This is a genomic window from Pseudomonas sp. FP1742, assembly GCF_030687145.1.
Lineage (GTDB): Bacteria > Pseudomonadota > Gammaproteobacteria > Pseudomonadales > Pseudomonadaceae > Aquipseudomonas > Aquipseudomonas frederiksbergensis_D.
In genome coordinates this window covers 52,479-64,680 of the sequence record NZ_CP117460.1, presented here as the reverse complement: position 1 = coordinate 64,680, position 12,202 = coordinate 52,479, and the positions used below count along the sequence as shown (strand labels likewise).

Below are 12,202 nucleotides of genomic sequence, written 5' to 3'. Positions count from 1 at the left end.
CAGAGATACTGAATGGCTGGTGAAGCCCTTCGATGCTCCTATGTTGTGTTAAGTGTTGGCAGATATCTGGACCCCGCCCTAGCGGTCCGGAACTTGAACCCCGGAACTTCTCCCTCCCCATACGAAGTCCGGGGTTTTTTTTGCCTGTCGATTTGTCTCGACAGCTTTACTCGGCAGCCTCGGCGCCCTTGTCCGCCAATTCCATCCAGCCCGCCAGTACGGTGTAGGCGTCTTCCAGCCCCATGCGCTTGGGTGCCGAAAACAGCTGGATAGTGACCGAATCGCCCCAACCCTTGCGGATTTCCGACTGAACCTTGAGCAGTGTGTTTTTTGCCGCGCCGTAGGTCAGTTTGTCGGCTTTGGTCAGCAGGATATGCATCGGCATGCCGCTGGCGACAGCCCAATCGAGCATCAACAGGTCGAAGTCGGTCATTGGATGACGGATGTCCATCATCAGAATCAAACCTTTCAGGCTCTCGCGACCGCCCAGATAGGCTTCCAGGTGACGCTGCCAGTGCATCTTCAACGGGATCGGTACTTTCGCATAACCGTAACCCGGCAGGTCGACCAGACGGCGTTCATCGTCTAGCTTGAAGAAGTTCAACAGCTGCGTACGACCTGGCGTTTTCGAGGTCCGCGCGAGGCTGGCGTGCGTCAGAGTGTTCAACGCACTGGATTTGCCGGCGTTGGAACGCCCGGCGAAAGCCACTTCAAAGCCTTCATCGTCAGGACATTGGTCGACTTTGGCGGCACTGAGCATGAAGGTGGACTGTTGGCACAGGCCGAGGATGGGGTTCTTGAGTTGCATGGGATTTCCGATGTGGGCGGCGCCGGGAATGGACGCGGCAAGCAGTGTCGTTTCCGTTTCAGTGACGCCAGTATATAATGCCGCAGATTTTGTGTGCGCTTTGTCCCAGCGTAGGATGAAGTTCACGAGAGCGATTGACCTTGATTGCGCACTAGAACGCAGCACGCTCTCAACCCTGAAAAGGTCGTTTTATGACGAAATGGCTGCTAGCTGCCGGTGTCGTGATGCCGCTTTACAGCGCTCAGGCTACACAGGATCCGGAAGCTGTGTACAACCGTGTTTGTGGTGCCTGTCATTCCGGCCAACTACCCATGGCGCCCCGCAAGGGCGATCAGGAAACTTGGACGCCGAGGTTGGCGAAAGGTATGGAGACGCTGGTGCAACACGTGACCCAGGGTTTCAAGGCGATGCCGCCGCGTGGTTTGTGCATGGACTGCAGTGCCGAGGATTACCGAGCCATCATCCAGTGGATGAGCGAGTAAACCCGGTCCATAACTCTTTAACCCTTAGCCGTAGTTGGATTAGCTGATGAACAAATTGATCGTGAGTCTGCTGTTGACCGTGGGGATCTCCGGCATTGCCCATGCTGCAGGTGATGCGACTGCTGGTCAGGCGAAAGCCGCAGTATGTGGCGCCTGTCATGGCCCGGATGGCAATAGCATGGCGCCTAACTTTCCGAAACTGGCAGGCCAGGGCGAGCGTTATCTGAACAAGCAGCTGCACGACATCAAGTCCGGCAAGCGCCAGGTCCTGGAAATGACCGGCCTGCTGACCAACCTGAGCGATCAGGACCTGGCTGATATCGCTGCCTACTTCGCCAGCCAGAAAGGCAGCGTCGGCGCCGCCGACCCGAAAGTCGTGGCTCGCGGTGAAGCACTGTTCCGTGGTGGCGACCTGGCCAAAGGGCTGCCAGCGTGCACCGGTTGCCACTCGCCGAATGGCGCCGGCAACGCAGCTGCCGGCTTCCCACACCTGGGCGGCCAGCATGCTCAGTACGTCGGCAAACAACTGACCGACTTCAGAAAAGAAGAAGGTGGCCGGACCAACGACGGCGATACCAAACCGATGCAAAGCATCGCCAAAAAGCTGAGCGACGAAGATATCGCTGCAGTCTCCAGCTATATTCAAGGCTTGCACTGAGACCTGCGATCGAGCGTTGCGAGTGATGTACATCTCTTGCAACGTTAACACTCGATTAATCCGTCGATGCAAACATAAAAAGGGTGGCTTTGGCTGCCCTTTTTTGTGGCCGCTGCCGTTACACTACAGAACTCAAGCCCGCCGGAATCTGTCTTAAAACAGGTCGCGCGAGGCGACCCAATTGTCCAGGAGTAAAGCATGCGTAATCTGATCATCAGCGCCGCACTCGTCGCTGCCAGCCTGTTTGGCATGACTGCCCAAGCCGCCGAAAAACCTGAAGCGCCCTATGTCGAACTGAGCAACCCGGTCCCGGTGGCCGTGCCTGGCAAGATCGAAGTCGTGGAGCTGTTCTGGTACGGCTGCCCGCACTGCTATGCCTTTGAACCCGTCATTAACCCTTGGATTGAAAAACTGCCTTCAGACGTGAATTTCGTGCGTATTCCAGCCATGTTCGGCGGCCCTTGGGATGCTCACGGCCAGATGTTCCTGACACTTGAAGCCATGGGCGTCGAGAGCAAGGTTCACGCCGCTGTGTTCAACGCGATCCAGAAAGAACACAAGAAGCTGACTGACAAAGAAGACATGGCGGACTTCCTGGCGACACAAGGTGTAGACAAGGACAAGTTCCTGGCCACCTTCGACTCCTTCGCCATCAAGGGCCAGATCAACAAAGCCAAGGAACTCGCAAAGAAATATGAAATCACCGGCGTGCCGACCATGATCGTCAACGGCAAGTATCGCTTTGACATCGGCTCTGCCGGCGGTGCCGAACAAGCGCTGAAACTGGCCGACCAATTGGTCGCCAAAGAGCGAGCGGCAACCAAGGCCGCCGCCAACTAAGCGCGGCGACCGCCATGCGCCGCTGGGGAACTGAACGCGTCGTTGGCCTGCATGACCCGCGGGTCAACGAGCATCACCTGGAATCAACGGGGTTGCCCGTGGACAGCCGTCTGCGTTTGCTCAGTTTCAATATCCAGGTCGGCATCAGTACCGAGCGTTATCGGCACTATCTGACCCGCGGCTGGCAGCATCTGTTGCCGCACACCGGGCGTGCCGACAATCTGCAAAAAATCGGCAATCTGCTGGGCGACTTCGACCTGGTCGCCTTGCAGGAAGCCGATGGCGGTAGCCTGCGATCAGGCTACGTCAATCAGGTCGAACACCTGGCGCAACTCGGCGCCTTCCCCTACTGGTATCAACAACTCAATCGCAATCTCGGTCGCCTCGGCCAGCACAGCAATGGCGTGCTCAGTCGCCTGCGCCCGTGGGCGATTGAAGATCATCCGCTGCCGGGGCCCAAGGGTCGCGGGGCCATTCTGGTGCGCTTCGGCGAAGGTCCGGAGGCGCTCGTGGTGGTGATGATGCACTTGGCGCTGGGCGCTCGCGCCCGTAGCATGCAACTGGCTTACATCCGCGAGCTGATCGGCGGTTATAAACACCAGGTGCTGATGGGCGATATGAATACCCATGCCAGTGACTTGCTGCAGAATTCCCCGCTGCGTGATTTAGGCCTGCTCGCACCACAACTGGAAGCGACCTTTCCCAGCTGGCGGCCACAGCGCTGCCTGGACCATATTCTGCTCAGCCCCACCCTGACCCTCGAAAAGGTCGAGGTGCTGGCACAACCCATTTCCGATCACCTGCCGGTCGCGGTAGAGATTCGTCTGCCGGGCTCGCTCACGGCCGATGCATTCCCCGCGTTGAGTCCTGTCTGAATGAGCGACGAAGCACAGCGCTGGAAAGAGAAATACCTCAAAAGCATCGAACAACAGGAGAAGCTCGAACGTCGATGGGACGCCCGGCTCGACCTGCTGCGCCGCGGGCTGGTGCGCAGCACCCTGGCTGCAGAGGGTACCGATCGCGCCGTTGACCAATGCATGAAGGAAATGCGCGAAGTCGTACGCACGGACGACATGGACGCCGGCCTGGCGGCCTTGCTGCCACGCCTGGAAAAAGCCGTGCTCGACTCCGAGCAGCGCCGGGAAACCCGGGTTGATCAAGTCAGCGCCGCACTGACAGCGCTGGTCTCTCAGTTACAAGCGTTGCCGCTGCCACGGGAAGTGAGCCGGCCACTGAAGAATTTCGCCAAACAGCTGGACGGACGCGTCGGCCAGGCTCGCGAAATCCCGCTGCTGCTCAGCGAACTGAGCGGCTTGCAAGGCAAAGCCTTGAGCCTGCTGGAGAACCCGGTAGAGCCCGGTCGCCCGGGTTTGCTGCAGCGCCTGTTCGGTAACCGGGAAGCGGATGAGATCGCGCCACAGATTGCCACCCATGAATTGCCAATGCCTGCCCCGAAACCCGTCGAACCAGTTGCAGTACCGCTGGCCGCGCGCCCACACGCAACAGTCGATCTCGCGCCAGTGGCGGATGCCCCCCAAGGGGTGATGCCAACCGTTGAAGCCACCCTGCCTGCTATTGCGTCCCCTGAGCCAGTGGAAACTCCGGCACCCACTTCAGCAACGGTCACCCCAGCTGAAATCGTGGCATTCGAACCGCCCGTGCCGGAGCCAGAAACGACGAGTGGCCACACCCCAGAGCTACACATCCCGTCGAACATTGAACAACTGCAAGAGCCGGCTCCATCATTCGCCATACCCGCCACTCAGGCTCCGCCGGCAATCAACCCAGACGAACTGATCCCGGCAGCCGTCGATCCGCAACTGCCTGAACACGACATTCTGTATGCCCTGCCGGACTCGCCTGAACCGTCCTACAGCTCTGTGGCCAAACACATCGAAGATACCCTTCTGGGCCTTCTCGACGACCTGACGCTGCCCGAACGCCATCGACCGCAAGCCGAAACAATGCGCCATCGTCTCCAAAACGGCTTGAACTGGTATGAACTGCTGCCCATCCTCGATGATCTGGCAACATTGATGCTGGCCATTACCGACAGCGGCCAGCACGAATTCGAAGCGTATCTACAGCACCTCAACGAGCGCCTCGAGTCATTTCAGAGCAATCTGCAGGCCGCCAGCGAAGGCCACGCCGACAACAGCTCTGCCGCGCGCGCGATGGACACGCAGATTCGCGAGCAAGTCGACGGCTTGCAAAGCAGCATGCAGGAGGCAGCGGACCTTGATGATCTCAAGCATATGCTGGAAAACCATCTCGAAGGCCTGCTCGGTACGATGGATCAGCACCAGAAGCAACGCGACGAACGTGAGAAGGAAGTAGCCGCCCGCCTGCAAAGCCTGGCCGAAAGAGTGGCCCACATGGAACAGGAAGCGCTGGGCTACCGCGAGCATCTCGAAGAGCAGCGCCAGAAGGCCTTGATCGATCCGTTGACCGGCCTGCCGAATCGAGCGGCCTGGAGCGAACGACTGGACCAGGAAATAGGCCAATGGCAGCAACACGGCAACACCCTGTTACTGGCGATGCTCGACCTCGACCATTTCAAACGCATCAATGATAACTATGGCCACCTTGCGGGCGACAAGGTGCTGAAAATCATCGCCAACGTGCTGCGCAAGCGTCTGCGCGGAACAGACTTCATTGCCCGGTTTGGCGGCGAGGAATTCGTGCTGCTGATGCCTGCCACGGCGCCGATGACCGGTGCGAAGCTGCTGGAAACCTTGCGCGCATCGATCGAAGCCTGCCCGTTCCACTTCAAGGGCGAGCGAGTCACCATCACCATTTCCATGGGACTGACCGCCTTCAGACCCGGTGAGCATAGCGACTTGGTGCTTAAAAGAGCCGATCAGGCGCTTTATCGCGCGAAAAATACCGGTCGCAATCGAGTCGAACTGGGTTGACTCTCAATTGTTCCATTTTGTTTAAAGGAGCGCTTTTGCCCTCAACGCGCGAGGCAATACGTTACACTGTTGCATTATTGTCTCGCGCGTATTGCCTCCCGCCATGAAATGTCTTGCTCTTATTGCGTCGCTGCTTCTATTAGCCGGCTGTGCCAGCGGCCCCCGGATTGATACCAGCCACCCTTCCGCCAATCACGACAGTCGCATTCAATTCGTGGTGATGCATTACACCTCCGCATCCCTGGAGAGCTCGCTGCAATTACTGACCCATGGCGAGGTCAGCAGTCATTACCTGATCGGCGACGACAAGCACGCCACCATCTATAAGCTGATGGATGAGAATCTACGAGCCTGGCACGCAGGCGAAAGCGAATGGCAAGGCCGGACCTGGCTGAATTCCAGCTCCATTGGCATCGAGATCGTCAATCCGGGCTTCCAGGACACCCCGACCGGGCGCCTCTGGTATCCCTACAGCGAAGCCCAGGTCCAATCGATGATCTTCCTGCTCAAGGACATCAGCAAACGCCATGGCATCACCCCCCGCCATATCATCGGCCATAGCGACATCGCCCCCATGCGCAAGCTCGACCCTGGCCCGCTGTTCCCCTGGAAACGCCTGGCTGCCGAAGGCCTGGGAATCTGGCCGAACGAGCAGGCCGTGGCGCGTCAGCAAGCGCAGTTCGCCGTGCAACTGCCAAGCATCAGCTGGTTTCAGGGACAGCTTGCCCGCCTGGGTTATGCCACGCCGCAAACCGGCGAACTGGATGTAGCGACACGCAATGTACTGGCGGCCTTTCAGCTGCATTTCCGCCCCTCCCGTTTCGACGGTACGCCGGACGCACAAACCGCGGCGCTTCTGCAGGTATTGAACCAGACAAAATAATGACGCCCGCCCGACGGTCAGGGTCTTTTCCTAATCAGCAGCTATAACTCATTGGTAATCCTTCGGATATTCCATGATGACGGCTGCTCGAGAGAGGCTGCGTAGCTGGTTCTATCGCCCCTGGTTTTTGGCGACGCTGGCGGCTGCCTTGAGTGCAACGCTCCTGATGACCGGCAGTCTGTTCGTGGCGATGCATCAGGTCGAGTACAACGAAAGTCAGGAAATGAACGCTCAGGGAGAGCGCTTCCTCGCCCGTCTGGAGCAGTTGTTCGGGCAACTGCGCGAAAGCCTCGATGACCTGGAAGCTCAACCACTGCGGGGCTGCGATGATGAAATGATCGCGACCTTGCAACAGGTCAGCTTCAACTACCGTTTCGTTTACGAAGCCGCTTACATGGATGCGTCACGCATCTGCTCCAATCGCCCCCGCCAGGAAGGGTTGTCGCTGATCCGGCCACCGGACATCAAGGGGCCCACCTACAACTATTGGTTGAACACCACCACCGAGCCCGATGAGAACCGCGCCGCACTGATGCTTGGGCGTGGCAACTTCCGGGTGGCGACGTCTCGCGGGCATTTGACCGACATGGTTGATCTGTCTCCGGGGAGCAGCCTGCTGGTCGTGCTCGACCACGGCACCCGCGCGATTCCCGTGCTCGGTGTCGCTCAAGCCTGGCCCCCGACGGAGCCCTGGCCCCCGAAAAATCTCGATGCGCTGCAAGTCACCCCTACCCGCCTGATTTACCGAATGCCGACCAACACCCCTGACTATCAACTGGTACTGATCACACCACGCAGCGGCCTGCATGTGCCGGCGGTTTGGTGGTGGCTGCTTCCGGCCAGCCTGGCGCTAAGTGCCTGCGTCGGCATTCTGGTGTTTCTGTTGGTACGCCAGCGTCAATCGCTGGATGCAGAACTGCACGGCGCCATACAGCGAGGCGAGTTGCAGGTGTTGTATCAACCGATCTTCGACCTCGACAGTCGCAACTGTGTCGGCGCCGAAGCCCTGTTGCGCTGGCGAAGGCCTGACGGCACCCTGACCAGCCCCGACCTGTTCATTCCGATGGCGGAGAACACCGGCCAGATCCGCCAGATGACCGACTTCGTGTTGCAGCGCCTGCTGGAACAGCTCGGGCAACTGTTGCGCGCCAATCCGCAGCTGTACATCTCGGTCAACCTGGCAGCCTGCGACGTCATGGTGCCTCGCATTGGCGAGGTGATGGCGCGCCTGCTGGCCTTGCACCGGGTGGCGGCCAGACAGATTGCCTTTGAGGTGACCGAGCGCGGGCTGGTGGATGTGGTGGTGGCCAGAGAAAACCTGCAAGCCTTGCGCGATCTCGGGCATCAGGTGCTGATCGATGACTTCGGCACCGGCTATTGCAGCCTCGCTTACCTGCAAACCCTACCGGTGGACTGCCTGAAAATCGACAAGGCATTTATCGACGCGCTGGGCCATGACGCCGCCAGCAGCGGCGTGGCACCGCACATCATTCGCATGGCCCAGGCCCTGCAACTCAAGGTGATTGCAGAAGGCATCGAACATGAAGCCCAAGCGGTGTTCCTAAGCAGCGAAGGAGTGAAGTTCGGTCAGGGCTGGTTGTTCGCCCACGCATTGAGTGCCGTGCAGTTCATCGAACTGATTACCCGTGGGCGCCGACTGGGCACGCGACGCCTGGATGACGAAGCCTGAGACGGCTCAGGCTTATACCGCCAGTGCCATATAAAACTGCGTACCCTGCCCCGGCCGCGAATACACGCCCATCCGCCCGCCGTGCAACTGCACGATTTCCTTGCACAGCGCCAGACCGAGCCCGGCGCCGCCCTTCTTGCGACCGACCTGAACGAAGGGCTCGAAAATCCGCCCCTGCTGACCGTAGGCGATGCCTTCGCCATTGTCTTCGACACTGATAATCACCCGCTCCCCATGACGTCGGGCCTGCAACCGTATCAACCCGTCACGGGAGGTATGGCGCAAGGCGTTGTCGATCAGGTTATCGAGCACCCGCTCCAGTTGCGCCTGATCGGCTTGCAGCCGCGGCAACGGCCCTTGCACTTCCACCAACAGCTCAATGTCCTTCTCCTGCGCCGGGCCGGCAAAACGTGCCTGGGCCTGCTCCAGCAAATCTTCAATGGAGCATGGCGCAAGGATGAGTTTTTGCAGGCCGTTCTGATAGCGAGAGAAATTCAGCAGGTCGTTGATCAACTGCATCAGGCGCTGCATTTCTTCATTCACGGTATCCAGCAAATCGGTTTCGCGGGAGTCTGCGGCAAAATGCGTCCGCTCGCGGAACAGGCCGAATGCCATGTGCATCCCGGTAACCGGCGTGCGCAACTCATGGGATGCCCGCAAGAAGAACTCGCTGCGCACCCGTTCGAAGGCACGCTGTTCGGTGACGTCATGCAACACCATCACGGCGCCGAGAATATGACCCTGGGTATGGCTGACCGGCGTCAGGCTATACGTCAGCAATCGCGACTCCCCATCAACCTCGATGCTCAGGTCATCCGGCGCTCGCTCCAGAGTGCCGCCACGCAACACCAGTTGCAGCTGCTCATCCAGCTCGGGATGCTCGAGTGCCGTGCCCAGCCCTTGGCCGAGACGATCGGTGTCCCAACCCAACTGGCGCTGAGCCACGGGGTTGAGGTGCTCAAGATGACCTTGGCGATCGATGATCAGCAAACCGTCGTCGATGCTGTCGAGCACCGCTTGCAAACGTTGCTGGCCAGCGAGCAGCTCGTCGATATTGGTCGCCTGGTGTTCACGCAGCGCCTCGGCCATGATGCCGAAACGCCGGGTCAGCTGGTTCATTTCCACCGCGGAGGAAATCGGCAGGGTCACTTCGAAATTACCCTGGCCAATGTTGTCAGCCGCCGCGGCCAGCGCCTCGATCGGGGCTCCGAAACGCTGGGCGATCCCATGGGCGGTAATGAACCCGATGAACAGCACCGCTACCCCGACCAGCCCAAGCAGTCCGGCGACCAGCAACGCGCGTTCCCGGGCCAGGCGTTCGGTCTCATTGATGTTATCGAGTGCGCGCCTCTGTTCGGAGATCAAACCGTTGCGCAATACGTTGAATTTTTCCGTGAGATCCTCGCTGCCACTGAGCACCTGTACCGGAGCCCGGGAAAGATCGAAGGCCTGCAATAGGCTCTGATAATCTGCCTTGGCCTTTTTGAAACTGTATTGGACATCCTCGCTGGACGACTCGTGAGCAATGCCTTCATCAAGCAATTCGAGGGAGCGCTGCCTGGATGCCTCGAACGCCGCGGGATCAGGTTTCTCGTTGAGCATGATGATCAGTTGATCACCCAGGGTCTGACGCAGCTTCAATCCCAGGTCCAGCCTGATGAAGTTGTCACGGATCAGGGCCTCCTGAGTCCCTGCCATCTGCATCACGCTGACCAGCCCGAGCAACAGCCCGAGCAACGCCACCGTGATCAGGGCCGAGATACTCAGAAACAGCCGGGTGCGCAACGTCATCGCCAGTTTCATCGGGTACGGCTCACAGGTTGTACTGCTTGCGTTTGCGATACAGGGTCGATGCGTCGATACCGAGCGTCTTGGCCGCCTGATCCAGGGTATCGGCCGTGGCAAGGACCGCGCCGATGTGAGCTTTCTCCAGCTCATCCAGGCTCAACGCAGCACCAATGCGCGGTGCGTTGTTGGTGGGAGTCTCGGCCATGCCCAAGTGGCTGATCTCGACCCGTTCCTGTGGACAAATAATGCTCGCGCGCTCCACTACGTTACGTAACTCACGGATATTGCCGGGCCAGCGGTAGCTGAGCAGCGCCTCGCGGGCCTCGTCGCTGAAACACCGGGCAGGACGCGAGTACTCCTTGACGAAGCGCGCCAGGAAACGGTCTGCCAGGTTCAGAATGTCTTCCCTGCGCTCGCGAAGCGGCGGCAAGTGCAAGGTGATGACGTTGAGCCGATAGAGCAAGTCTTCACGAAAGCGACCATCGCGAACCATGTCTTCGAGGTTGAGGTTAGTGGCTGCGAGGATTCGCACATCGGCGCGACGGGTCACCGGGTCGCCCACGCGTTCGTATTCCTTGTCCTGAATGAAACGCAGTAACTTGGGTTGCAAGGTCAAGGGAAAATCGCCGATCTCGTCGAGAAACAACGTTCCGCCGTCAGCCTGATTGACACGTCCCAAGGTGCTTTCGCTGGCACCGGTAAACGCACCACGGCTGTGACCAAAGAGTTCACTGTCCATTAATTCCGCAGTGAGGGACGGACAGTTGATGGTAATGCAGGATTTCTTCTGGCGTTTACTCCAGGCATGAATGGCCTGTGACAGCTCACCCTTGCCGGTGCCGGACTCTCCGAGAATCAGGATATTGGCGTCCGTAGTCGCAACCTGGCGTGCGGTTTCAAGCACCACTTTCATGGCCGGGCTGTAGGAGTCCAGACCTTCCCTGGGCTTTCGTACTTCACCTTCGAGGGCTTCCAGGCGCGCCGAAAGCTGCCGCACCTCCAGTTGCTTGGCGGTAGCCAGACGCAACTGGTCGGGGCTGCAAGGTTTGACCAGATAGTCGGCGGCACCGGCCTGGATCGCATCCACGGCAGTGTCCACGGCCGAGTGGGCGGTAACGATCACGACACGCATCCATGGCGCCTGAATGCGCATCTGGGCCAACACATCGAGGCCATTATCTTCACCCAGGCGCAAATCGAGGAAGCACAAATCGAAAACCTGACGCTGCAACAAGGCTTCGGCCTGAGCAGCGCTGGTCGCGGTGGCCACGCTGTAGCCTTCGTCTTCGAGGCAATAGCGAAAGGTTCGAAGGATGGCAGACTCGTCGTCTACCAGCAGAATGCGGCCTTGATGCTCAGTGGCTGATTCCATGTTCCTACGCTCCTTTAGTTGATGATCTTGGTTAGGCCCGGAAAAATCGGGCAAGTTGCATGATTGATTCTGGTCGATTCCAGCCATAACACGAGAGCTATTTGCTCAGTACCCAGCTAATTAACTGATTTATTTGATTTTTTATTAATAGACCCTTCTTTCGGTGATTGCCTGCGTCACTTTCTGACATCCGCGCCCTTCCCTCAATTCCAAAAATATTGAAAGTTTCGGCGTGCTCATCGTGCATTCCGCACGACCTCAGACGGGCCATCGTGCAGGATGCGTCCAGAATGATTTTCGCAAGCCATATAACTTATTGAATTCAATAATATTTATTCCGATAAAAAGCTGGCATGCAGGCTGCAGGAGTCTGGGTAATCAGGGCATTTATAGAGCCCGCCCAAGATTTACTACCCAACGTGGGAGGAACTTCAGGATGAGTCGCCAAGGTGCTGCCCAACTGCCTATCTCGCCACTGCATGTCCAGCAAGGCTTGTTTGCCCTGTTGGCGCTGTTGCTCACGTTGATTGGCGGCCAACAGTTACTGCGCTGGGAACAGACCCAGCGACCAGAGGCATCGCACCTGTCGATTGCACATGCCCCCCAAACCCACTTCAGTGCCGTCAGCAGCAACCCGGCTGACAATGCCTCGATACGAATGATGGACGTCGACCAGGCCCGACCTGTGGACGAGACGTCCTCTCAGGAACGTTGGGTGTTTTGAGCAAATGAACTTGGCGCGCTCAACGCGCCGGGAAAGGCACCA

Annotated in this window: 11 protein-coding genes; 8 read left to right on the top strand and 3 right to left on the bottom strand. The window is 58.8% G+C overall.

What is annotated here, in order from left to right:
- Positions 1-166: 166 nt before the first annotated feature.
- Complete coding sequence (gene yihA, locus PSH64_RS00290; protein ID WP_105342665.1) at positions 167-808, bottom strand: ribosome biogenesis GTP-binding protein YihA/YsxC; 642 nt, start codon at positions 806-808, stop codon at positions 167-169.
- Between the two features lie 191 nt (positions 809-999).
- Here yihA and PSH64_RS00285 point away from each other — a divergent pair, with 191 nt between their 5' ends.
- The 7 genes from PSH64_RS00285 (at position 1,000) to PSH64_RS00255 (ending at position 8,276) form a co-directional block, all read left to right on the top strand.
- Positions 1,000-1,290 carry a cytochrome c5 family protein gene (locus PSH64_RS00285; protein WP_305479540.1) on the top strand — a complete coding sequence of 97 codons (291 nt, stop codon included), beginning with the start codon at positions 1,000-1,002 and terminating at the stop codon, positions 1,288-1,290.
- A 46-nt stretch (positions 1,291-1,336) separates the two neighbouring features.
- On the top strand, positions 1,337-1,948 hold the full coding sequence (locus PSH64_RS00280; protein WP_105342661.1) for a cytochrome c4: 612 nt from the start codon (positions 1,337-1,339) through the stop codon (positions 1,946-1,948).
- Between the two features lie 198 nt (positions 1,949-2,146).
- Positions 2,147-2,788, top strand: a complete 642-nt coding sequence (dsbA, locus tag PSH64_RS00275; protein WP_105342659.1) for a thiol:disulfide interchange protein DsbA — start codon at positions 2,147-2,149, stop codon at positions 2,786-2,788.
- A gap of 14 nt (positions 2,789-2,802) precedes the next feature.
- Positions 2,803-3,663, top strand: a complete 861-nt coding sequence (locus tag PSH64_RS00270; protein ID WP_105342657.1) for an endonuclease/exonuclease/phosphatase family protein — start codon at positions 2,803-2,805, stop codon at positions 3,661-3,663.
- Positions 3,664-5,703 carry a diguanylate cyclase gene (locus PSH64_RS00265; protein WP_305479537.1) on the top strand — a complete coding sequence of 680 codons (2,040 nt, stop codon included), beginning with the start codon at positions 3,664-3,666 and terminating at the stop codon, positions 5,701-5,703.
- Between the two features lie 103 nt (positions 5,704-5,806).
- Positions 5,807-6,586, top strand: coding sequence for an N-acetylmuramoyl-L-alanine amidase (locus PSH64_RS00260; protein ID WP_105342654.1), 780 nt, complete (start codon positions 5,807-5,809; stop codon positions 6,584-6,586).
- Positions 6,587-6,662: 76 nt separating this feature from the next.
- Positions 6,663-8,276 (top strand): EAL domain-containing protein, encoded by a 1,614-nt coding sequence (locus tag PSH64_RS00255; protein WP_305481223.1) that lies wholly within the window; start codon positions 6,663-6,665, stop codon positions 8,274-8,276.
- Between the two features lie 12 nt (positions 8,277-8,288).
- On the opposite strand, the gene PSH64_RS00250 is transcribed toward PSH64_RS00255, so the two are convergent.
- Positions 8,289-10,079 carry an ATP-binding protein gene (locus PSH64_RS00250; protein ID WP_305479534.1) on the bottom strand — a complete coding sequence of 597 codons (1,791 nt, stop codon included), beginning with the start codon at positions 10,077-10,079 and terminating at the stop codon, positions 8,289-8,291.
- 10 nt (positions 10,080-10,089) lie between these two features.
- Entirely contained in the window at positions 10,090-11,436 is a 1,347-nt protein-coding gene (gene algB, locus PSH64_RS00245; protein ID WP_105342646.1) for a sigma-54-dependent response regulator transcription factor AlgB, read from the bottom strand.
- Positions 11,437-11,872: 436 nt separating this feature from the next.
- Here algB and PSH64_RS00240 point away from each other — a divergent pair, with 436 nt between their 5' ends.
- Positions 11,873-12,160, top strand: coding sequence for a hypothetical protein (locus PSH64_RS00240; RefSeq protein WP_305479531.1), 288 nt, complete (start codon positions 11,873-11,875; stop codon positions 12,158-12,160).
- Positions 12,161-12,202 lie beyond the last annotated feature (42 nt).

Bases quoted from the DNA above. Each gene is read 5' to 3' on its own strand.
- algB (WP_105342646.1), bottom strand. From the start codon at position 11,436: ATGGAATCAGCCACTGAGCATCAAGGCCGCATTCTGCTGGTAGACGAC.
- PSH64_RS00285 (WP_305479540.1), top strand. From the start codon at position 1,000: ATGACGAAATGGCTGCTAGCTGCCGGTGTCGTGATGCCGCTTTACAGC.
- yihA (WP_105342665.1), bottom strand. From the start codon at position 808: ATGCAACTCAAGAACCCCATCCTCGGCCTGTGCCAACAGTCCACCTTC.
- PSH64_RS00260 (WP_105342654.1), top strand. From the start codon at position 5,807: ATGAAATGTCTTGCTCTTATTGCGTCGCTGCTTCTATTAGCCGGCTGT.
- PSH64_RS00270 (WP_105342657.1), top strand. From the start codon at position 2,803: ATGCGCCGCTGGGGAACTGAACGCGTCGTTGGCCTGCATGACCCGCGG.
- PSH64_RS00280 (WP_105342661.1), top strand. From the start codon at position 1,337: ATGAACAAATTGATCGTGAGTCTGCTGTTGACCGTGGGGATCTCCGGC.
- PSH64_RS00265 (WP_305479537.1), top strand. From the start codon at position 3,664: ATGAGCGACGAAGCACAGCGCTGGAAAGAGAAATACCTCAAAAGCATC.
- PSH64_RS00255 (WP_305481223.1), top strand. From the start codon at position 6,663: ATGACGGCTGCTCGAGAGAGGCTGCGTAGCTGGTTCTATCGCCCCTGG.
- PSH64_RS00250 (WP_305479534.1), bottom strand. From the start codon at position 10,079: ATGAAACTGGCGATGACGTTGCGCACCCGGCTGTTTCTGAGTATCTCG.
- PSH64_RS00240 (WP_305479531.1), top strand. From the start codon at position 11,873: ATGAGTCGCCAAGGTGCTGCCCAACTGCCTATCTCGCCACTGCATGTC.
- dsbA (WP_105342659.1), top strand. From the start codon at position 2,147: ATGCGTAATCTGATCATCAGCGCCGCACTCGTCGCTGCCAGCCTGTTT.